This is a genomic window from Pseudomonas sp. PDM21 (genome assembly GCF_014852505.2).
In the GTDB taxonomy this organism is placed as follows: Bacteria; Pseudomonadota; Gammaproteobacteria; order Pseudomonadales; family Pseudomonadaceae; genus Pseudomonas.
Genome location: NZ_CM181223.1, coordinates 1,510,716 through 1,531,895, shown reverse-complemented (window position 1 = coordinate 1,531,895; position 21,180 = coordinate 1,510,716). Strand labels below are relative to the sequence as shown.

At 66.0% G+C, this 21,180-nt stretch carries 22 protein-coding genes; 12 read left to right on the top strand and 10 right to left on the bottom strand.

Translation table 11 applies throughout. The features are described 5' to 3' along the window. Positions 1 to 39: 39 nt before the first annotated feature. Together IB275_RS07250 and dinG are read right to left on the bottom strand one after the other, a co-directional pair. A complete protein-coding gene (locus IB275_RS07250) occupies positions 40 to 2,322 on the bottom strand; it encodes a beta-galactosidase (RefSeq protein ID WP_192289574.1) in 2,283 nt (760 codons plus the stop codon). A gap of 79 nt (positions 2,323 to 2,401) precedes the next feature. Further along, on the bottom strand, positions 2,402 to 4,546 hold the full coding sequence (dinG, locus tag IB275_RS07245; RefSeq protein WP_081517739.1) for an ATP-dependent DNA helicase DinG: 2,145 nt from the start codon (positions 4,544 to 4,546) through the stop codon (positions 2,402 to 2,404). Positions 4,547 to 4,668: 122 nt separating this feature from the next. On the opposite strand from dinG, the gene IB275_RS07240 reads away from it, so the two are divergent. Then, on the top strand, positions 4,669 to 5,133 hold the full coding sequence (locus IB275_RS07240) for a CopD family protein (protein WP_192289576.1): 465 nt from the start codon (positions 4,669 to 4,671) through the stop codon (positions 5,131 to 5,133). Between the two features lie 64 nt (positions 5,134 to 5,197). Here the strand turns inward: IB275_RS07240 and IB275_RS07235 are convergent, their stop codons facing one another. From IB275_RS07235 to IB275_RS07225, 3 genes are all read right to left on the bottom strand, one after another. Then, positions 5,198 to 5,962 carry a collagen-like protein gene (locus IB275_RS07235; protein WP_192289578.1) on the bottom strand — a complete coding sequence of 255 codons (765 nt, stop codon included), beginning with the start codon at positions 5,960 to 5,962 and terminating at the stop codon, positions 5,198 to 5,200. Further along, a complete protein-coding gene (locus IB275_RS07230; RefSeq protein ID WP_192289580.1) occupies positions 5,955 to 6,242 on the bottom strand; it encodes a DUF1145 domain-containing protein in 288 nt (95 codons plus the stop codon). Before IB275_RS07230 ends, IB275_RS07235 begins: the two co-directional genes overlap by 8 nt. Before the next feature lie 120 nt (positions 6,243 to 6,362). Continuing rightward, positions 6,363 to 6,995 (bottom strand): OmpA family protein, encoded by a 633-nt coding sequence (locus IB275_RS07225; protein WP_081517735.1) that lies wholly within the window; start codon positions 6,993 to 6,995, stop codon positions 6,363 to 6,365. 140 nt (positions 6,996 to 7,135) lie between these two features. Here IB275_RS07225 and IB275_RS07220 point away from each other — a divergent pair, with 140 nt between their 5' ends. The 3 genes from IB275_RS07220 (at position 7,136) to IB275_RS07210 (ending at position 8,850) form a co-directional block, all read left to right on the top strand. Then, positions 7,136 to 7,624, top strand: a complete 489-nt coding sequence (locus tag IB275_RS07220) for a DUF6231 family protein (protein WP_192289582.1) — start codon at positions 7,136 to 7,138, stop codon at positions 7,622 to 7,624. A gap of 2 nt (positions 7,625 to 7,626) precedes the next feature. After that, positions 7,627 to 8,100, top strand: coding sequence for a YchJ family protein (locus tag IB275_RS07215; RefSeq protein WP_192289584.1), 474 nt, complete (start codon positions 7,627 to 7,629; stop codon positions 8,098 to 8,100). A gap of 123 nt (positions 8,101 to 8,223) precedes the next feature. Beyond that, complete coding sequence (locus IB275_RS07210) at positions 8,224 to 8,850, top strand: trimeric intracellular cation channel family protein (RefSeq protein WP_138212538.1); 627 nt, start codon at positions 8,224 to 8,226, stop codon at positions 8,848 to 8,850. Here IB275_RS07210 and IB275_RS07205 read toward each other — a convergent pair whose 3' ends face one another. Further along, the gene (locus tag IB275_RS07205) at positions 8,851 to 9,399 is read right to left on the bottom strand and encodes a hypothetical protein (protein WP_192289586.1); all 549 of its coding nucleotides are present in this window, start codon (positions 9,397 to 9,399) and stop codon (positions 8,851 to 8,853) included. 122 nt (positions 9,400 to 9,521) lie between these two features. Here IB275_RS07205 and IB275_RS07200 point away from each other — a divergent pair, with 122 nt between their 5' ends. From IB275_RS07200 to IB275_RS07185, 4 genes are all read left to right on the top strand, one after another. After that, positions 9,522 to 10,007 carry an LEA/WHy family protein gene (locus IB275_RS07200; RefSeq protein ID WP_081517731.1) on the top strand — a complete coding sequence of 162 codons (486 nt, stop codon included), beginning with the start codon at positions 9,522 to 9,524 and terminating at the stop codon, positions 10,005 to 10,007. Between the two features lie 8 nt (positions 10,008 to 10,015). Further along, positions 10,016 to 10,216 (top strand): SEC-C metal-binding domain-containing protein, encoded by a 201-nt coding sequence (locus IB275_RS07195; RefSeq protein ID WP_045209858.1) that lies wholly within the window; start codon positions 10,016 to 10,018, stop codon positions 10,214 to 10,216. Positions 10,217 to 10,386: 170 nt separating this feature from the next. After that, positions 10,387 to 12,927 carry a penicillin acylase family protein gene (locus IB275_RS07190; protein ID WP_192289588.1) on the top strand — a complete coding sequence of 847 codons (2,541 nt, stop codon included), beginning with the start codon at positions 10,387 to 10,389 and terminating at the stop codon, positions 12,925 to 12,927. Positions 12,928 to 13,124: 197 nt separating this feature from the next. Continuing rightward, a complete protein-coding gene (locus IB275_RS07185) occupies positions 13,125 to 13,682 on the top strand; it encodes an AAA family ATPase (RefSeq protein WP_192289590.1) in 558 nt (185 codons plus the stop codon). Here the strand turns inward: IB275_RS07185 and IB275_RS07180 are convergent. From IB275_RS07180 to apbC, 4 genes are all read right to left on the bottom strand, one after another. Further along, a complete protein-coding gene (locus IB275_RS07180) occupies positions 13,656 to 14,246 on the bottom strand; it encodes a hypothetical protein (RefSeq protein ID WP_081517728.1) in 591 nt (196 codons plus the stop codon). The genes IB275_RS07185 and IB275_RS07180 overlap by 27 nt on opposite strands. 24 nt (positions 14,247 to 14,270) lie before the next feature. Then, complete coding sequence (dcd, locus tag IB275_RS07175; RefSeq protein WP_017521037.1) at positions 14,271 to 14,837, bottom strand: dCTP deaminase; 567 nt, start codon at positions 14,835 to 14,837, stop codon at positions 14,271 to 14,273. Positions 14,838 to 14,933: 96 nt separating this feature from the next. Next, entirely contained in the window at positions 14,934 to 15,548 is a 615-nt protein-coding gene (locus IB275_RS07170; protein WP_192289592.1) for a hypothetical protein, read from the bottom strand. A gap of 15 nt (positions 15,549 to 15,563) precedes the next feature. Continuing rightward, the gene (apbC, locus tag IB275_RS07165; RefSeq protein WP_192289593.1) at positions 15,564 to 16,655 is read right to left on the bottom strand and encodes an iron-sulfur cluster carrier protein ApbC; all 1,092 of its coding nucleotides are present in this window, start codon (positions 16,653 to 16,655) and stop codon (positions 15,564 to 15,566) included. Between the two features lie 217 nt (positions 16,656 to 16,872). Here apbC and metG point away from each other — a divergent pair, with 217 nt between their 5' ends. From metG to IB275_RS07145, 4 genes are read left to right on the top strand one after another with little or no spacing between them, the layout of a single operon-like run. Next, positions 16,873 to 18,906 (top strand): methionine--tRNA ligase, encoded by a 2,034-nt coding sequence (gene metG / locus IB275_RS07160; protein WP_192289595.1) that lies wholly within the window; start codon positions 16,873 to 16,875, stop codon positions 18,904 to 18,906. 35 nt (positions 18,907 to 18,941) lie between these two features. Then, a complete protein-coding gene (locus tag IB275_RS07155; RefSeq protein ID WP_412547973.1) occupies positions 18,942 to 19,739 on the top strand; it encodes a DUF4349 domain-containing protein in 798 nt (265 codons plus the stop codon). Then, complete coding sequence (locus tag IB275_RS07150) at positions 19,736 to 20,056, top strand: hypothetical protein (protein ID WP_151186187.1); 321 nt, start codon at positions 19,736 to 19,738, stop codon at positions 20,054 to 20,056. Before IB275_RS07155 ends, IB275_RS07150 begins: the two co-directional genes overlap by 4 nt. After that, entirely contained in the window at positions 20,056 to 21,171 is a 1,116-nt protein-coding gene (locus IB275_RS07145; protein WP_192289599.1) for a glutathionylspermidine synthase family protein, read from the top strand. Before IB275_RS07150 ends, IB275_RS07145 begins: the two co-directional genes overlap by 1 nt. The last annotated feature ends 9 nt before the right edge of the window (positions 21,172 to 21,180 follow it).

Here is a 21,180-nt window from a genome sequence, read left to right as displayed (position 1 = left end):
ACCCTGCCGAAGGCAGGGTGTGGCTTCACGAATGACGGATCATTGCTCCGAGGCCTGTTCCTCGTCGTCGCTGTCGTCACCGGCGGGTGCGGCTTTGGGCTGCGGCTCCGGCGCCACCTTGGCGGCGGCGCGCGCCTGTTCGTCGATGCCTTTGAGCGTCTGCTGGTTGGCCTTGCGCACGGCGTCGACGAAGCCGGTGAACGGCAGGTCGGTGATGCCGACCAGGCCGATGTGACCGTTCTCGCCGTCGAGCAGGCGGCCGGTCACCGGCTGATCAAGGTACTGGAACCAGTGCGCGCCGACGATGTTCGGCTCCTTCGCGGCCTCCGCGAGGAATCGCTGGTACGCCTCGCCACGCTGCTGCTCGTTGTACACCTCGGCGACACCGCCCCAGAACGGTCCGCGATCACGGGAACCGAAGTGAAATTCGGTGATCAGCACCGGCTTGTCCAGGCTGCGCACGTAGCTGGCGTCGAAGCCCTGCTGCGGTAGCGGCACGTAGAGGTTGAAACTGAGGATGTCGCAGTACTGCGCACAGGAGGCCAGTGCTTCCGGTGTGCTGACGGCGAAGCGCGGGCCGAGCAGCAGGTGGTTCGGCGCGTGCCACTGCAGCGAGTCCTTCAGGGTCTTGAAGTACTGGTCGGCGTACAGGCGCAGGAAGGCACTGTAGTCCTGGGCGATGGCCGGGTGCGCCTCGCTCGGGACCGGAGCCTGGTAGCCCGGCGCGTCGAGGTCCTCCCAGGAGCCCAGCTGCACGCCCCAGGCCTCGGCGAGCTGCTCGTGATCCTCGTACTTGTCCTTGAGCTGCTTGATGAAGGCGCGCTTGGCCGGGCTGTCGGTGGACAGCTTGAGCGCGCCGAAAGCCAGGGCGAAGTGCGCCTGGTCATCGTCGCCACGGCCGGCCCAGGCCAGTTCGTTGTCGGCGTAGTACCCCAGCAACCAGGCGTCCTCGCGGTGGTCGCGGGCGGCGATGGCGATGGCGCGTTCGGCGGCCATGGCGAAGCGCGGGTCGAACGGATCGGGCATGGCGCCCCACCAGTCGTAGCCGGTGCTGACCGTGGCGTAGTCACCGCTGATCGACAGCGGCACGCTGTACGGCATGCGTGGCTCGTCGGCAAAGGCCGGATCGCTCCAGTCGCCCAGGGTGTTGAAGCCCCAGGAACCGAGACGCTGCACGGTGCGCTCGCGCCAGGCGACCGCGGCGGCTTCAGCGCTCAGACCACCGTCGGCACGGAAGCGGTTGGCGGCGTAGAAGTCGAACCAGCGGCCGTTGCCGAACGCGCGGCCCTGCTGGGCGCCGACGCCACTGCGGTCATCGCGCTGGCCATAGAAGGCGGCCAGCGGCTCGTCCTCTTTCGGCAGGCTGGCGAACATGTACTCACGGCCTTCAACGTAGGTCTGGCTGCTGTCGGCGTTCACCGCGTTGACGCCCATGGACCAGAACGAATGCCCTTCCGGCGTCACCAGCCACCAGCGGCCGTTGCGCTTTTCGGTGCGGAAGAAGCCGGTACCCTCGAAGGCAGGGCCATCCAGCAGGCCACCAAAGGCGTCGCGGCCAGGCGCCGGCTGCCACTTCTTCAGTTGCTCGCCTTCGGCTTTCCAGGCGCTGGCCAGTTGTTCGGGGCTCTTCACCTTCTCCGGCCAGTCGCTGCGGGTGGACTGGCCGAAAGCGTCGACGATACCGGTGTACGCCTTGTGGTATTCGTCATTGCCGGCACGGGTGCCGAAGCGGCCGACGAGGATGTCCTGCGCCGCCTTGGGCGAGGTGAGGAACAGCTTCACCGCGCCGACCTGGCTGCGGTTCAGCTCGCCCGTGACCTTGCTCGCCAGCAGCAGGCGCTGGCCGTCCTGGGTGACGGGCATGGGGACGCCGGCACGCATGCCGAAGTCCTCCGGGGCGATGGCGTGCAGCGGGATCACCAGGGTCTGCGCCGGGCCCGGCGGCAGGGCGATGCTCGCGCGCAGGCCGGGAGCGCCGGCGACGCCTTCGATTTCCACTTCCAGGGTGATGGCCCAGTCCATGGCGTTCTGCAGGCGCAGGCTGACGCTGTCAGCCTGGGACCAGTCCCAGCTACCAGTGGAAGGTGCGAGGCGCAAGGTCGGTTGCGGCGCAGGGTTGAAGTTCACCCGGCGGAGGATTTCGCCTTCGGGTGTGGCCTCGGCGGTGGAACTGGGCAGGTCGGCGTTCTGCGTGCTGACGCTGACCACGGCCATCGGCTTGACGAAGTTGAACAGGGTTTCATTGCCGCCTGCCGACCAGGCCGGGGCACTGGCGATGGCCAGGCTGAGCAGCAGAGGCAGATGCCAACGCATCGATGTCATGGATTCGAGTCCTTGCAACACGCCCGCCGGGCGGCGGGCGTTCGTTTGACAGCAAGCGCGGGAGCTCGCTCCCGCACACTCAAGCGATTTCTCGGCGGAATGGGGGTAACGCGTTCAGGATGGCCTTGCCGTAGCGCTGGGTCACCACGCGGCGGTCCAGCAGGGTGATGGTGCCGCGGTCCTGCTCGGTCCGCAGCAGGCGGCCGCAGGCCTGCACCAGGCGCAGCGAGGCGTCGGGCACGGCGATTTCCATGAAGGGATTGCCGCCTCTCGCCTCGATCCATTCCGACAGTGCCGCCTCCACCGGGTCATCCGGCACGGCAAAGGGAATCTTGGCGATCACCACGTGCTCGCAATAGGCGCCGGGCAGGTCCACGCCTTCGGAGAAGCTGGCCAGGCCGAACAGCACGCTCGGTTCGCCATCGTCGACCCGCGAGCGGTGCTTGTTCAGTGTTTCCTGCTTGGACAGATTGCCCTGGATCAGCACGCGCTTGCGCCAGTCGCGGTCCAGACCGTCGAAGACTTCCTGCATCTGCTTGCGCGAGGAGAACAGGATCAGCGAACCGCGCGAGCCTTCGACGATCTCCGGCAGCTCGCGGATGATCGCCGCGGTGTGGGCGGCGGCATCGCGCGGGTCAGCCTTGAGGTCGGGCACGCGCAGCACGCCGGCGTCGGCATGGTGGAACGGGCTCGGCACCACGGCGGTGACGGCCGCGCGCGGCAGGCCGGCGCGCATGCGGTAGCGGTCGAAGGTGCCCAGCGCCGTGAGGGTTGCGGAGGTCACCAGCACGCCGTAGGCCACGTTCCACAGGTTGCGGCGCAAGGTCTCGGCGGCCAGGATCGGGCTGGCGTTGGCCTCGATGTCATAGAAGGTGCCGCTCTCGGCGAGGGTCAGCCAGCGCGCCATGGGCGGGCTGTCTTCCGGGTCCTCGCAGGTGAAGGCAGTCCACAGTTCCCAGTTGCCCTGGGCGCGGGACAGCAGGCTGCCGAACAGCGGGTACCACTCCTCGGCCTGGTGGCTGGCGATGCCGACGCTGCCCTCCCCGTCCATGGCTTCCTTGAGCAGTTCGGTGAGGCGGGTGAAGAGGTCGGTGAGCTTGGAGAAGCCCTTCTTCAGCTCGATGCCCATCTCGCGGATGTGCTCGGGAATCACCCCGCCCTCGAAGCGATGGCGCGGCCGCTCGCGGCCTTCCATGTCCTCGCCGGCGCGGAAATCGCCGACCTCCTCACAGGCGGTGAACATGAACTGCTGGTGCGTGCGCAGCTCGCGGGCCAGCTCCGGCACCTGTTCGATCAGGCGGCCGAGGTCCCCCGGCAGCGGGTTCTGCGCCAGCAGCTTGGTCAGGTTCTTCTCCACCTGGCCCAGCCAGTCGGCGGTGGCGCGCAGGCGGGTGAAGTGAGCGAAGTGGCCGATGGCCTTGTCCGGCAGGTGATGACCCTCGTCGAACACGTAGAGGGTGTCGCGCGGGTCCGGCAGGATCGCGCCGCCGCCCAGGGCGAGGTCGGCCAGCACCAGGTCATGGTTGGTGACGATCACGTCGACCTTGGTCATGCCTTCGCGCGCCTTGTAGAAGGCACACTGCTGGAAGTTCGGGCAATGGCGGTTGGTGCACTGGCTGTGGTCGGTGGTGACCTGCGCCCACTGCGCGTCCTCGATGGCCTCGGGCCAGGAGTCGCGGTCGCCGTCCCAGCGGTTGCCCGCCAGGCGCTCGATCATCTGGTTGAACAGCTTGGTGGAAGTCTCGTCCACGTCGATGCGGAAGCCTTCCTCCTCGAACAGCTGGGCAGTGGCGCTCTGCGCCTGGCCTTCCTGCAGCAGGTGGTCGAGCTTGGACAGGCACATGTAGCGCCCGCGTCCCTTGGCCAGGGCGAAGCTGAACGACAGCCCGGAGTTGCGCAGCAGGTCGGGCAGGTCCTTGTGGACGATCTGCTCCTGCAGGGCAACGGTGGCGGTGGCGACGACCAGGCGCTTGCCGGCAGCCTTGGCGCAGGCGATGGCGGCGAGGCTGTAGGCGACGGTCTTGCCGGTGCCGGTGCCGGCTTCCACGGCGACCACGGCGGCATCGCCTAGGCGATGGCCTTCCTCGTCGCTGGCGATGGTCCCCAGGACCTTGGCGACTTCGGCGATCATCAGGCGCTGGCCGTAGCGCGGCTTGAGTTCCTTGGCCTCGAGAAAACGCGAGTAGGCGCCCTGGATCGTGGCCTTGAGTTCGGTGCTGAGCATGGACTTCCCGGGCCCCGGAGCGTGCCGTGAGGACACATCCGGATGCTGGATAAATTTTCAGTGGTTCGAATCGGCGGCTATGATAGCGCGCTTGACTTCAATCGCCAGCGGAGATCGTCCGAATGACACCCTTTGCCTTCATCTACGCCCTGCACGTCCTGGCCGCCCTGGTCTGGGTGGGCGGCATGTTCTTCGCCTGGATGATCCTGCGCCCGGCCGCCGTCGTCGCGCTGGAGGCGCCGCCCCGGCTGAAGCTGTGGCTGGAGGTGTTCCCGCGCTTCTTCCGCTGGGTATGGGCGGCAGTGATCCTGCTGCCGGTGACCGGCGTGGGCATGCTGCACCTGAGCTTCAACGGCATGGCCGGCGCGCCGCGCTATGTGCAGGTGATGATGGGCCTCTACGTGGCGATGCTCGCGCTGTTCCTGCGCATCCAGGCGCTGCAACTGCCGGAGCTGCGCCGCGCGGTGGGCGCCGAGGACTGGCCGGCCGGCGGTGCCGCGCTGGGCAAGATCCGCAAGACCGTGGGCCTGAACCTGCTGATCGGCATGGCGCTGGTGGCTTTTGTCGCCGCGCGTCCGCACTGGTAAGACCCGCACCGGCAAGAAAAAAGCCCGCCGGTTGCCGGGCGGGCTTTTTCTCAGGCACGTCGTTTCAGAAGCGTTTCACATCCAGGCGGCCTTCGCTGCCCTTGGAACCTTCCGCGCCGCCCTGACCTTCGGCGCCGGGTTTCTCGCCCGCCACCGAATAGAACCAGCAGCCCTTCTCGCTGCTGCGCGGGCCGGCCTTGCCGGGCTTGCCGCCGGCTCCGCCAGCGCCGCCTTCCAGGCGTACCCTGACCTTAGCGACATCGAACTGCTCGGGTACTTCCAGACGCACCACGCCGCCGGACGCGCCGGTCTGGCCGTCGGCGCCGTTCTGGCCGTTGCCGGCGGACTTCCCGCTGCCCCACAGGCAACCGGACGTCTGCGCGCTGCCGCCATCCAGGCCGTCATAGCCCGGCGCGCCGACACCACCACGGACGTCGATCAGCAGGTTTTCCACCGCCACATCCTGTAGCCGCAGCACCAGGTTGCGGCCGCCGCTGGCAGGCTTCTCGAAGCTGCCGGAACTGCCTTGCGCGGCGATCACGCTGCCGTCGGCGAGGCTGCCGTGCTGCACTTCGATCTGCAGCGCATCGTTGCCGGGGAACACGCCGATCCGCGCATTCTTCGCCAGATCCAGCTCGCCGATCTTCAGCTCCTTGACCCGCGAAGGGATCAGCAGCGCGCCTTCCGGGCCGACGCTGATACGGTCCAGGCTCAGGCTCTCGCCCTTCACCGGCAGGCGCAGCACGGTATTGGCCTCCACCGAGACGGTGCCGGCGGCCGAACACGCCAGCGGGGCGAGCAGCGCCAGGCCCAGCAACGACTTACGCATGGGTATCTCCTTCTACTTTTGCGGATGCCGGCTGCGGCAGGGTAGCGAAATGGAAGACGCCGAACAGCAGGATCTGCAGGCGGTCCATGCCCGGATGCGGGCGGCCCTGCAGCCGCTTGCGCAGCGCCACGACTTCGAGAATGTGGATCAGCAGGATCAGCGCGCCCGCCGCATTGAGCAGCAGCGCGAAGGGATGTGAGAAGGGTTGGATCAGGTTGGCCAGCACCGCCAGCCAGAACAACAGGGCAATCAGTTTGCCCAGCCCCAACAACGCTTTCATGAAGTGCCCCCGTGTTTTTCTTTGCCGGGGAACATACGCCTCTGCTCCGCCCTGTGCCAGTGGCAACCGGGAATGACAAAGGGGGCCACGAGGGCCCCCTTTGCACAGATCACGCCGGACTTACTGACGGGTGATCTTGATTTCCACGCGACGGTTCTCGGCGCGGCCTTCCTTGGTCTTGTTGTCCGCAACCGGCTGGCTCTCGCCATAGCCGACGACCGACTTGATGCTGCTGGCAGGTACGCCAGAGTCGACCAGGTAGTTGGACACGGCGTTGGCGCGGCGCTCGGACAGTTTCTGGTTATAGGCGTCGGTACCGATGCTGTCGGTGTGACCGCCGATGTTCAGCTCGGTGCTCGCTGCCTCACCCTTCAGGCGGGTAGCGATGGTATCGAGCTTGTCCTTGTCCTGCGCATCGATCTTCGACGAGTCGAAGGCGAAGTGCAGGTCACGCACCACGATGGTCTCTTCCTTGGGCAGCGGAGCCGGAGCAGGCTCAGGAGCCGGTGCAGGCGGCGGAACTTCGGCCACTTGCTCTTCGGCGCCATGCACCCAGCAATAGGACGCACCCAGCACGCCACCAATCAGGGCCCCCCAACCGGCCCAGGCGCTGCTTTCGATGGAACCCAGACCGGCGCCGCCGACACCGCCAACCACGGCGCAGGTTGGCCAATCGGACTTCTGCAACCCTGCGCAGCCGGTGAGCAACGTGCTTACCAGCAGCAGGGGTAAAGCGGTCCTTGTGATGCTCATAAAGTTATGTCTCCTCTAATGATCGGGTCTTGACCGACAATTACCGAGTAAAGACGTGACTGACAGAATGCGCCAGCACTAGGCCATATGGGTGTCACACGCTAGTCTTCGTTCATTATTTTTCGCCTTCGACGAGCCTCATGATTTCGACACGCACGCCGCAACAAGCCTTGGCCGCCCTGCTCGATCGCTATGCGCCACAGCGCCTCCTGCTGGTGGGTGCCAGCCAGATTCCGGCAGTGGACGCCTTCCTCGCGGCGCATCCGGATTGCGAACTGTTTCACGCTGACGCCGGCGCCCTGCCGGCGGAACTCGCCGGCCAGCGCTATGACCTCGCGCTGCTGGCCGACTGCCTGGAACACCTGCCGCGCCGCGAAGCGCAGCAACTGGTGGGCGGCATCCGCAACCTCAACAGCAGCCGTGTGGCCGTGCTGGTCGACCTCGACGCCGCCCAGGCGCAGGACGCCGACTTCTACGCCCTGGCCATGCAGGCCAGCGAGCGCTTCCAGCGCGACGACCAGGTGATCACGCTGTTCACCTACGATCTGCATGAATACAAACAGGTCCCGGACTGGCTCAATGCGAAGTTCTGGGCCAACCCGGAAAACTTCGGCAAGTACTGGTGGTGACCATGATCGAACCGACCTGCCCCTGCGGCAGTGGCCGCCCATTGCCCGACTGCTGCGGGCGTTTCCATGCCGGCGTCGCGGCGCCCACTGCCGAGGCACTGATGCGCTCACGCTACAGCGCCTACGCGCTGGGCCTGGTGGATTACCTGCGTGACACGACGCTGCCCGCCCAGCAACAGGGCCTGGACCTCGACGCCATCCGCAACTGGAGCCTGGGCAGCACCTGGCTGGGCCTGGAGGTGGTGAGCCACGAAGTGCTCGGCGGCCAGCCGGAACATGCACGAGTGACTTTCATTGCACGCTGGCACGATGCTGGCGGCGAACACAGTCACCGCGAGTGTTCGGGGTTCGTCCAGCGCGACGGGCGCTGGTACTTCCTCGATCCCACCGTAGCGATGAAGCTGGGACGCAACGACCCGTGCCCCTGCGGCGCCGGCGGCAAGCTGAAGAAATGCTGCGGGCCCTGGATTGAGTAGGACAGGATCGAGTGAGGCGCGAACTCGCCCCACTTGGGGGCGTCCGGTGTCTGGGCTAGAATCCGCGCTTTTTTCCGGGGCGGCGGTGTTTCGCCGCACCGGCTACTCCTGCCGGACCTCGCCATGCTGCTGACCGTTCTCTATATCATCGCCATCACCGCCGAAGCCATGACCGGCGCGCTGTCCGCCGGCCGGCGGAGCATGGACCTGTTCGGCGTGGTGCTGGTGGCCTGCGTCACCGCCCTGGGTGGCGGTTCGGTACGCGACATGTTGTTGGGCCATTACCCGCTGACCTGGGTGCGCCATCCGGAGTACCTGGCACTGACGGCTGGCGCCGCGCTGTTCACCGTGTTCATCGCTCCGTTGATGCGCCACCTGCGCTCGATGTTCCTCGCGCTGGACGCCGTGGGCCTGGTGGCCTTTACCCTGATCGGTTGCCAGGTCAGCCTGGAGATGGGCCACAGCCTGCTGATCGCCGCCGTGAGCGGGGTGATCACCGGGGTGTTCGGCGGCATCCTGCGGGACATCTTCTGCAACGACGTGCCGCTGATCTTCCGCCGCGAGCTGTACGCCAGCGTGTCCTTCGCCAGCGCCTGGTGCTACCTGATCTGCCTGCAGATCGACCTGCCCAAGGAACAGGCCATGCTGATCACCCTGTTCTCCGGCTTCCTGTTCCGCATGCTGGCGATACGCTTCCGCTGGGAAATGCCCAAGTTCGTCTACAAGGACGACCCGCACCAGGGCGACTGATCAGTCCTGCAGCTTGAGGTGGCTGGTATCCGGCGCAGGCCCAGCAGGCTCGGGCCTGGCTTGGCCCATGTCGCTGCCCACCGGGGCGACGCTGAACTGGCTGAGGTCCACGCGCGGCGCCTGGGCGTCGGGCTTCTCGTCCTGCAGATCGGTGCCCACCGGAGCCAGGCCGAAGTCCGGCGCATCCACATCGGCGAAAGCGGCCATGTACTCGTCACGTGGCGCCACCTTCAGGCGCCCCTGCGACGCTGCCGGCTGTACCGGTGCGCTGACAGGCTCGGCGGGTGGCGGCGGGGCCAGCTCGATTTCCTCGATCTGCGCGTCCATGTCGACCACTTCGACGACAGCGCCGGCGCGCTCGATCACACTGCGGTACTTTTCCGCGGCCTCGGCATCGAGGTTGTTCTTGATCACCATGCGGCGACCGGAGAACAGCAGTTCGATGCGCTGTGCATCGGCCTGGAACAGCCTGGCCAGGTTGGCTTTCACCGTCTCGAGCTGAGCACCCGGGACAGTCTGTCCCGAAAAGGCAATCTCATAGCGGCTCATCTTCACTCTCCTGTGTTAACCCGCCGGTTACATTCGGCCAGTATGGTGCAGCTTCTTTTAACGTAACAACAACTTGCGGCCGAGCAGGTGCTTGGTACACTGGGGCGTCTTGAGGGGTAGACATGAATTATCAGGCGCAAATGATAAGAATTTTCAGCCTGTTCTGGCTGTTCAGCCTCGTTTCGGGCTGCGGCTGGATGTCAGGCAACTTCGAGCAACCCGACGTGAAGCTGCAGAAAGTCGACGTCGTGAAAGCTCGTTTGCTGGAGCAGGAATTCGTCCTGCATTTCCGCATCGACAACCCGAACGACTTCAGCCTTCCGGTTCGCGGCCTGGCCTACAAGGTCAAGCTGAACGATATCGACCTGGCCGAAGGCGAGTCGAATAACTGGTTCACAGTGCCCGCCAACGGCCACGAAACCTTCGAAGTGCCGGTGACCACCAACCTGTGGCGGCACATGAAGTACATCGTCAAGCTGCTGGAAGACCCGGACAAGCCGATCCGCTATCGCCTCGACGGTGAAGTGAAGACCGGCCTGCTCTTCGGACAGAGCGTGCACATCGCCCGCAATGGCGAGATAATTCCCGGCGATTTCATCCCCGAGTGAGCGTCACCATGAGCCAGGAACCCCACGTACACGGTCCGAACTGCAACCACGACCACGATCATGACCACCACCATGATCACGGCCACGTGCATGGCCCGCACTGCAACCACAGCCAGGAGCCGGCGCGTAACCCGCTCAAGGACGTGGGCCGCAACGATCCTTGCCCCTGCGGCAGCGGCAGCAAGTACAAGAAGTGCCACGGCGCCTGACCCAGGCCCCGAGCACTGCGAAGAAGGCCCGCCCAGCGCGGGCCTTCTGCTGTCCGGCCCAACTATTCGTCGGCTGCTGAAAATCCCGTCGCGCGCGGCTTGCGCAGCTATCCTCGGCTCACTAACGTAGCGCCTTTTCCGCGACCTTCTTCGTGCAGGAGCACATCCTCATGGCCCCGCGAGCCTTCCGCCGGCTTCCCAGCTTCGGCCTTGCCGCCACCCTCAGCGCCGCTGTCAGCCTCACCGGCTGCCAGGGCTGGCTCAACGACCGCTATGCAGGCAGCCTGCCACCGAGCTACGGCGTGCAGCCAATCAAGGGCCTTGCGGACAACGTGTCGATCCGCCGCAACAGCCTGGGAATGCCGCTGATCGAGACCAGCACCTTCCACGATGCGCTGTTCACCCTGGGCTACGTGCATGCCAGCGACCGCATCAGCCAGATGGTCGGCCTGCGCCTGATGGCCCAGGGACGCCTGTCGGAGATGGTCGGCCCCGGCGCCCTGGAGACCGACCGTTTCATGCGCACGGTCAACCTGAAGAAGGCCGCCGATGCGCTCTACGCCGGTTCCTCGCCACGCCTGAAGCGCTTCTTCGAGACCTACGCGCGCGGCGTCAACGCCTACCTGTACCGCTACCGCGACAAGCTGCCGATGGACCTGGCCGAGTCCGGCTACCGTCCCGAGTACTGGAAGGCCGAAGACTCCGCACTGGTCTTCAGCCTGCTGAACTTCGGGCTGGCGGTGAACCTGCAGGAGGAGATCGCCTCCCTGGTGCTCGCGCAGAAGGTCGGCGCCGACAAGCTGCCCTGGCTGACGCCGATCTACCCGGACGAAGCGCTGCCCTTCGAGGAAGCCGAGAAGCTCAAGGGCCTGCGCCTGGACGGCAGGATCGCCGGCCTCGACGCTCTCGACCGCGCCGCCGGGCAAGTCGCCTCGCTGCAGATGATGGGCGTCGCCGCCTCCAACAACTGGGCCATCGCCCCGCAGCGCACACGCAGCGGCAAGAGCATCCTGGCCAACGACACTCACCTGCCGCTGTCCATGCCTTCGGTGTGGAACTACGTGCAGATCCGCTCGCCCAAGTACAACGCCGCGGGCGTCTCCATCGCCGGCGTGCCGGGCGTGGTTGCCGGCTTCAACGGCAAGCTGGCCTGGGGCATGACCATGGTCATGGGCGACAACCAGGACCTGTTCCTCGAACAGGTGAAGCGCCAGGGCAGCAAGCTCTACTACCTCGCCGATGGCCAGTGGAAGCCCGCCATCGAGCGCAACGAGACCTTCTTCATCAAGGGCCGGAGCCCGGTCCGCGAAGTCATCTACGAGACCCGCCACGGCCCGCTGCTCAACAGCGCGCTGGGCGAGCGCAAGCACGACCTGCAACCGCTGCCGCTGTCCAGCGGCTACGGCATCGCCTACCAGAGCATCCAGGGTGAGACCGACCGCACGCTCGACGCCTTCTTCGATCTTTCCCGCGCGAAGAACGTCGAACAGGCCTTCGACGCCACCCGCGACGTGCGCGCAATGGCACTGAACATCGTGTTCGCCGACGAAAAACACATCGGCTGGCAGGTTACCGGTCGCTTCCCCAACCGCAAGGAAGGCCGCGGCCTGCTGCCCTCCCCCGGCTGGGATGGCCGCTACGACTGGGACGGCTATGCCGACCCGATCCTGCACCCGTCCGACCAGGACCCGGCGCAGGGCTGGCTGGGTACCGCCAACCACCGCAGCGTGCAGCCGGGCTACGGTGCGCAGCTGTCCAGTTCCTGGTACTACCCGGAGCGCTACGAGCGCATCGCCCAGCTCGCCGGCGGCAGCAAGAGCCACGACTACCGCAGCATGATCGCCATGCAGTACGACCAGACCACGCCGTTCGCCGGCAAGCTGCAGTCGATGCTGGATGCACCGGGCATGGCGCAGCCGCTGAAGAAAGCCATCGACGCCCTGCCCGCCGACCAGCGCGCCCGCGCCCGCGAAGCGCTGGACCGGATCATGGCCTTCGACGGCAAGCTCTCGGCCACCTCCGGTGACGCCGCGCTCTACGAAGCCTTCCTGCAGGAAAGCACCAAACAGATATTCCTCGACGAACTGGGACCGGAAGACAGCCCGTCCTGGAAGGCCTTCGTCGAGACTGCCAATCTCTCCTACTCGGCCCAGGCCGACCACCTGCTGGGCCGCGACGACAGCCCGTTCTGGGATGACACCCGCACCCCGCAGAAGGAAGACAAGCCGGCGATCCTCGCCCGCAGCCTGGCCGCCGCCACCGCCTTCTGCGAGCAGAAGCTGGGCAGCGACCGCCACGCCTGGCAGTGGGGCAAGCTGCATACCTACGAGTGGGTCAGCGACAGCACCAAGATGGCGCCCAACCTGAGCGCCGGCGACCGCGCCAGCCTGGGCGCGATCAAGGGCTACCTGGACCGCGGCCCCTACCCGGCCGGCGGCGACCACAGCACGCTGAACGTCTCGGCCTACCACTGGGGCCAGGACTTCAATACCTGGCTGATCCCGGCCATGCGCCTCGTCGTCGACTTCGGCCAGAGCGAGCCGATGATCGGCCTCAACAGCAGCGGCCAGTCCGGCAACCCGGCCAGCCCGCACTACGCCGATGGCATCGACGCCTGGCTGAAGGGCAACTACATGAGCTTCCCCTTCCAGTCGCAGAACCTGGAGAAGGTCTACGGCGTGAAACGCCTGACGCTGGTGCCGGAGAAGTGATGATCTGAAAAATATTTCCGGGGACCGGGAACTTGGCTCCCGCCCCGGAATCAGATTTGTCGACTTACTCCATGATCATATTCAGGCACCCTCTGGGTGCCTTTCTTTTTTCCCCGCTCCGCTTCCGCTGCACCTCCCTTCGCAACACCCTTCCCCGGCCGGAACTCCCTCGCATCTTTCCCACAGGAGTCATCGCCATGTCCGAATCGCTCATCGTCATCACCGGCGGCCCCGGTGCCGGCAAGAGCACGCTGCTCGACCATCTGCACCAGCATCACGGCCTGAACGCCGTCGAGGAAGGCGGGCGGGCGATCATCCGCGAACAACTGGCCCGTGGCGGCGATGCACTGCCATGGGCAAACCGGGAGGCCTTCTGCCGGGAAATGTTCGAACACGCGCTGACGACCCGCAAGCGAGCGCTCGATACGGGGGGACTGTGGCTGTTCGATCGCGGCCTGCCGGACGTGCTGGGGTACGCGCGGCTCTGCGGCCTGCCGATTCCCGAAGCACTGGAAATCGCCACATGGGAACAGCGCTACGGGCAAACCGTGTTCCTGGCGCCCGCGTGGGAAGCCATCTACCGCAACGACGCCGAACGCCGGCAGGACTTCATCGAAGCGCGGCGAACCGCGGCGATGATGGCCCAGGTGTACGAAGCGCTGGGGTATCGCGTCGTGCAGTTGCCGCTCGCGAGCCTGGAGGAACGAGCGGCCTTCGTGCTGGAAGTCCTAGGGACGGCTCATCACGCCCATTGAGGCAGCGGCAGCAGGCGGTTCGGGGATACTTACACTGAGGGAAACCACAACCTGACGGCTCTCGCCCTGGATGCCGTAGTCGTCGGAGTTGCCATAGCCCAGCCAGACTTCGCTGTTGCCACTCATGCGGACATCGGACAGCTCGTCACCGTCACCTTCGTGGCCATTGAGCCAGCCGGAAGCGGCACCGCGCTCCTGTCCCAGATGCAGCGTGCCATCCACGGCGAAGGTCAGCGGGTCCTTGCCCGGCTCGACCTGATCCAGCCAACCGAGGAACAGCGAAGGAGTGAATCGGCTGTGCAGCCAGCAGCGAACCTGCGTGAGGCGCTGGTTCTTGAACACCAGGAGCGTGGCGTTGCCGTAGAGCAGGCCCTGCTCGCCGCCGCGCATGGGCAGGCGCGCCGTGGGCTCGCCCAGGCGTTCGACGAACTGGTTCAGGGGAGCGCTGGACGGCAGACCGAGCACTTCGCCACCGGGAGTGACGTTGAGTTCGGCTGCCGCCAGATGGCCGCTGGCGCCCAGCAACAGGGCGCAAAGCAGGCCCCGCAATCCTTGCGAGGTCATGTCCGTTTTCTCTCTGAGTGGCGATCAGGCCTTGGGCAGGGTGACGCCGGTCTGGCCCTGGTACTTGCCGCCGCGATCGCGGTAGGACACTTCGCAGGCTTCGTCCGACTGCAGGAACAGCATCTGCGCCACGCCTTCGTGCGCGTAGATCTTCGCCGGCAGGTTGGTGGTGTTGGAGAACTCCAGGGTCACGTGGCCTTCCCACTCGGGTTCCAGCGGTGTCACGTTGACGATGATGCCGCAGCGCGCGTAGGTGCTCTTGCCCAGGCAGATGGTCAGCACGTCGCGCGGGATGCGGAAGTACTCGACGGTGCGGGCCAGGGCGAAGGAGTTCGGCGGGATGATGCAGACGTCGCTGTTGATGTCGACGAAGCTCTTCTCGTCGAAGTTCTTCGGATCGACCACGGCCGAGTGGATGTTGGTGAACACCTTGAACTCGGCGGCGCAGCGTACGTCGTAGCCATAGCTGGAAACACCGTAGGAAATCACCCGGCTGTCATCGGCACCGCGAATCTGGCGCTCGACGAACGGCTCGATCATGCCGTGTTCCTGAGCCATGCGGCGAATCCACTTGTCCGATTTGATGCTCATGGCGGGTGTCCTGTGCGGCGGTTGAAAAAAGAAGGCGAATCTTACCGGGGCCGACCCTTCAGGGCAAAGGGCCGGCGGTCACACGCCGGCCTTCGCTCAGGGAAGCCAGGTTGTGCGAAGTTTCCGCTGATCCACCGAGTAGCGCAGCCAGTCTTCGGCATAGCCGTCGGCGCAATCGCACTCGGCTCCGGGCACAGCCTCGCGCACCAGGCGCAGGTCGACGCCTTGCGGCGACTGGCGCAGCACCAGGCTGGCGGTTTTCAGCAGGCCTTCCACCGCACCGGGATCGCCCAGTCGCTTATCCACCACCTGCAGGGTGGCGAGGTCCAGCAGCAGCGCGTCCACTACCGGCAGGCCGGGACGGTTGTCGCGCACGAGGAGGAGCAGGCCCAGACCGTTGCCCATGTCCAGCAGTGGCACCGGGTCGCAGGCGCTCGTCGGGCTGCCGAGCAGGCCGGTGGCATGGTAGAGGGCTGGCGGCAGTGGCAGGGTCAGGCTGGAGCCGTCAGGGCGGCGCGCCTGCACGGCCATATCGTCCTCGAAGGCATCGCCTGAGGCCGAACGAAAGTCCAGGGTCACCGGCTGGCCGCCGATCACACACTGTGCCTGCCAGTTGGCGGAGTCCTCGTCGGCGCCCCAGGCCACTGAGCCGACGAGGCCCAGGCACGCCGCCAGCAGCCAGCCGGCGGCGCGTTTCGCATCCTTGCGCATGGCAGTCCCTGCGTATCAGTCGTCGCTGATGGAGATGTTCGGCATGTCCGGCGCGGCCTTCTCGCTCAGGGCGATGCGGGCGCCGACGCAGCGGGCCATTTCCTGGTAGATCATCGCCAACTGGCTTTCCGGGTCGGCAATCACGGTGGGCTTGCCGCCGTCGGCCTGCATGCGGATGGCCATGGACAGCGGCAGCGACGCCAGCAGCTCCACGCCGTACTGTGCGGCCAGCTTCTCGCCGCCGCCTTCACCGAACAGGTGCTCGGCGTGGCCGCAGTTGGAGCAGATGTGCACGGCCATGTTCTCGACCACGCCCAGCACCGGGATGTTGACCTTGCGGAACATCTCCACGCCTTTCTTCGCGTCGAGCAGGGCCAGATCCTGCGGGGTGGTGACGATCACCGAACCGGCCACCGGGACTTTCTGCGCCAGGGTCAGCTGGATGTCGCCGGTACCCGGCGGCATGTCGATGACCAGGTAATCCAGGTCGTTCCAGGCGGTCTGGGTAATCAGTTGCAGCAGCGCGCCGGAAACCATCGGGCCGCGCCACACCACCGGGGTGTTGTCGTCGGTGAGGAAGGCCATCGACATGACTTCCACGCCGTGGGCTTCCAGCGGGATGAACCACTTCTGGTCGCGGATCTTCGGCCGGGTGCCTTCGGGGATACCGAACATGATGCCCTGGCTCGGGCCATAGATGTCGGCGTCGAGGATGCCGACCTTGGCACCTTCGCGGGCCAGCGCCAGCGCGAGGTTCGCGGCGGTGGTGGACTTGCCCACGCCGCCCTTGCCGGAGGCCACGGCGATGATGTTCTTCACGTTGCTCATGCCCGGCACTTGCGCCTGAGCCTTGTGCGCGGCGATGTGGGTTTCCACCTTGACCTGGGCCGAGTCGACGCCGTCCAGCGCTTCCAGGGCCATCTGCACGGTCTGCGCCAGGCCGTTCTTGAACAGGCCGGCGGCGTAGCCCAGCTCCAGGGTCAGCGAAATGCGCCCGCCCTGGATGTCCAGCTCGCGGAGGTAGCCGGCGTCCAGCAGGTTCTGGCCGGTGTGAGGGTCGTTGATCTGGCGGAGAAGATTTTCCACCGTGGCTCGGTTGGCGCCCATGGGTACTCCCGATGAAAGACTGAGCAGAATAGGCGGGCATTCTAACAGCAGCGACAAGCTTCGGGCTGCAGGCTTCAGGAGCGGCGCATCGCATCACCTCGCTCCTGCCTGCAGCCTGCAGCCCGCGACCTGCCGCCTGTAGCCCGTTCTGGCCTGCCACAGGTCGCTTCCTATATAGTTGCTGATTCCCTCGTTTTAACCGGAACGGCCGATCATCATGTCCGAAGCCCGCAAGATCCTCGTCACCAGCGCCCTGCCCTACGCCAATGGTTCGATCCACCTGGGTCACATGCTGGAGTACATCCAGACCGACATCTGGGTGCGCTTCCAGAAGATGCGTGGCAACCAGGCGGTGTACGTGTGCGCGGACGATGCCCACGGCTCGGCCATCATGCTGCGCGCCGAGCGCGAAGGCATCACCTCCGAGCAGCTGATCGACGGCGTGCGCGCCGAGCATATGGCCGACTTCGCCGACTTCCAGGTGAACTTCGACAACTACCACTCGACCCACTCGGAAGAGAACCGCGAGCTGTCCTCGGCCATCTACCTGAAGCTGCGCGACGCCGGCCACATCGCCACCCGTCCGGTGACCCAGTACTTCGACCCGGAAAAGCAGATGTTCCTGGCCGACCGCTTCATCAAGGGCACCTGCCCGAAATGCGGCACCGCCGACCAGTACGGGGACAACTGCGAAGTCTGCGGCGCGACCTACGCCCCGACCGAGCTGAAGGACCCGAAATCGGCGATCTCCGGCGCCACCCCGGTGCTCAAGGAATCGCTGCACTACTTCTTCAAGCTGCCTGACTTCCAGGACATGCTGCAGCAGTGGACCCGCAGCGGCACCCTGCAGGACTCGGTGGCCAACAAGCTCGCCGAGTGGTTGGACTCCGGCCTGCAGGAGTGGGACATCTCCCGTGACGCGCCTTACTTCGGCTTCGAGATCCCCGACGCGCCGGGCAAGTACTTCTATGTCTGGCTGGACGCGCCGATCGGCTACATGGCCAGCTTCAAGAACCTCTGCGCACGCCGCCCGGAACTGGACTTCGACGCCTACTGGAAAGAAGGCTCCGAAGCCGAGCTGTACCACTTCATCGGCAAGGACATCGTCAATTTCCACGCGCTGTTCTGGCCGGCCATGCTCCAGGGCGCCGGCTACCGCAAGCCGACCGCGGTCAACGTGCATGGCTACCTGACCGTCAACGGCCAGAAGATGTCCAAGTCGCGCGGCACCTTCGTCAAAGCGCGCACCTACCTGGACCACCTGGACCCGGAATACCTGCGCTACTACTACGCCTCCAAGCTGGGCCGCGGCGTGGACGACCTCGACCTGAACCTCGAGGACTTCGTGCAGAAGGTCAACTCCGACCTGGTCGGCAAGGTGGTCAACATCGCCAGCCGTTGCGCCGGCTTCATCCACAAGGGCAACAACGGCCTGCTGGTGGACGCCAATCCGGCTCCGGAGCTGGTCGAGGCCTTCCGCAATGCCGCGCCGAGCATCGCCGCGGCCTATGAAGCCCGTGACTTCGGCCGCGCCATGCGCGAGATCATGGCCCTGGCCGACCAGGCCAACGCCTGGATCGCCGACAAGGCGCCGTGGTCGCTGAACAAGCAGGAAGGCAAGCAGGACGAGGTCCAGGCCATCTGCGCCCTGGGCGTGAACCTGTTCCGTCAGCTGGTGATCTTCCTCAAGCCCGTGCTGCCGAAGCTGGCCGAAGCCGCCGAAGCCTTCCTCAACGTCGCCCCGCTGCAGTGGGCCGACCACGAGCAACTGCTGGCCAACCACCCGCTGAACCCGTTCAACCCGCTGATGACCCGTATCGAGCCCGCGAAAATCGAAGCCATGATCGAAGCCTCCAAGGAAGACCTCGCCGCCGCCAACAAACCCACTGGTAATGGCGAACTGACCAAGGACCCGCTGGCCGCGGAGATCAACTTCGACGCCTTCGCCGCCGTCGACCTGCGCATCGCGCTGATCGAAAAGTGCGAGTTCGTCGAGGGCGCCGACAAGCTGCTGCGCCTGTCCCTGGACATCGGCGACGAGAAGCGCAACGTGTTCTCCGGCATCAAGAGCGCCTACCCGGACCCGAGCAAACTTGAAGGCCGCCTGACCCTGTACGTAGCCAACCTGGCCCCGCGCAAGATGAAGTTCGGCATCTCCGAAGGCATGGTCCTGGCTGCCGGCCCCGGCGGTGAAGAGATCTACCTGCTGAGCCCGGACAGCGGCGCCAAGCCCGGCCAGCGCGTCAAGTAAGACGACTCATCACGGCAAGGAGGCCATCGATGAAACTGCACCACTGGGCAGCACTCGTCCTGAGCGCCGCCCTCGCCGGCTGCGGTGCTCCATCGGAGCACGGCGCCGGTTCCGGCGCCGCTTTCCAGGGGGAAGCGGCGAAAGCCGGCACCTTCCTCGCCTATGAACACCAGGTCGGCATCCGCCTGGCCAGCGAGCGCATCGACGCGCAACTGGCCGCCGCCCGCGACGCCTGCAGCCAGGACCGCTTCGGCCAGTGCGAGCTGATCGCCATCGAGCAGAGTGGCGACAGCCAGATGCGCAACGCGCACCTCGTCGTGCGCATCGTCCCCGAAGGCGTGGAAAAACTCGTCGCCCTCGCAGCCGAAGGCGGGCAACTGCAGAGCCGCAGCACCCGCGCCGAAGACCTCGCCCAGGCCGTCAGCGACAACCAGCAACTGCGTGGCCGGCTGGAGCGCGAGTACCAGACTCTGCAGGGTTTCCAGGGCCGCAAGGACATGAGCGTCAGCGACCTGCTGGCCCTGGCCAAGGCCACCGCAGAGGTCGAACAGCAACTGCAGGCCGCCAGCCAGGACGCCGCCCAGCAGCAACGGCGCATCTCCACCAACCTGCTCACCCTGGACTTCTCCAGCGAATACCAGCCCAGCGGCCGCTGGTCGCGCATCGGCAAGGCCTTCGGCAACTCGCTGGACGAACTCACCGACGGCACCGTCAACGCCATCCAGGTAGCCGCGTTCGGCCTGCCGCTGCTGGTCGTGCTGTTCATAGCCGGCCTGATCCTGCGCTGGCTGTGGCGAAAACTCGGAACCCGGCGCGCCACTCACCCAGCATGAAGAAATCCAACATCGTCTTCACCACCCTGCTCACCGGCGGGGTGCTCTATAGCGTGCTGCACCACAACCCGGTGTACCGCGACCTCTACGCCAACCGCGAGGATTGCCTGAAGGACTGGGGCGCGACGCCCAATGCCTGCGAGCCGGAGTCCACCAGCAGCAGTGGCGGCGGCAGCAGCTCCGGGCGCTATCGCGGGCCGAGCTACGAGGACGGCTCGCGACCGAGGACCGCGCAGACCTATCAGGTGCAATCGCGCCAGTTGGTCACCCGCGGCGGCTTCGGCCACTCCGGAGCGCGCTTCTCCGGGGGTGGCTGATGCGTCGCCTGGCCATGACGCCGCGCACCGACTGGCGCGAGCGCTGCGAGGCGGTCGGCTTCACTTTCCACAGCATCGACGGCCTGTACTGGGACGAATCGGTGGCCTACGAATTCAGCCTCGAACAGATCGAGACACTGGAGGCCGCCAGCGAAGACCTGCACCAGCGCTATCTGGAATGCGTGGAATGGGTGATCCGCACCGGCCACTTCGAACCCTTCCAGCTACCGCCGGGCGCCCGCGAGGACATCATCCGTTCCTGGAACCGCCAGGACCCGAGCCTTTACGGCCGCTTCGATTTCGCCTGGGACGGCGACGGCCAGCCGAAGATGCTCGAGTACAACGCCGACACCCCCACCGGCCTGCTGGAAGCCAGCGTGGTGCAGTGGCAGTGGCTGAACGATGTGAACCCGGCCGCCGACCAGTTCAACTCGCTGCACGAGAAGCTGATCGCGCGCTGGAAGACCATCGCGCCGGACGGCCTGCTGCACTTCACCGCCATCGACGGTCATGAAGAAGACACCGGCAATGCCCTCTACCTGCTCGACACTGCGCACCAGGCCGGATTGTCCACGCGCTACCTGCCGCTGGAGTTCATCGGCCACCACGCGGGGCGCGGCACCTTCATCGACCAGTACGAGCAGGACATCCGCCACTGTTTCAAGCTCTACCCCTGGGAATGGCTGCTGCAGGACAGTTTCGCCGAGCACCTGGAGCGCAGTGACATCCGCTTCCTGGAGCCGGCGTGGAAGCTACTGATGTCGAGCAAGGCCATGCTGCCGATCCTCTGGAAGCTCAACCCGCAGCATCCCAACCTGCTGCCCGCCAGCTACCGCCAGGACATCTCCGGCGCCTACGTACGCAAACCGCTGTATTCGCGTGAGGGCCAGAACATCCGCATCGTCGCCGGCGACCTGCAGCTGGAAAGCGACGGCCCCCACGCCGACGCGCCCTGCATCTACCAGGGCTATGCGCCGCTGGCCAACCACGACGGCAATTATGCCGTGCTGGGCTGCTGGGTGATCAATGGCAAGGCCGCCGGCCTGGGCATCCGCGAGGACGCCAGCGCCATTACCCGCGACAGCAGCCGCTTCGTTCCCCACTATTTCGTCTGAAGGATCCGC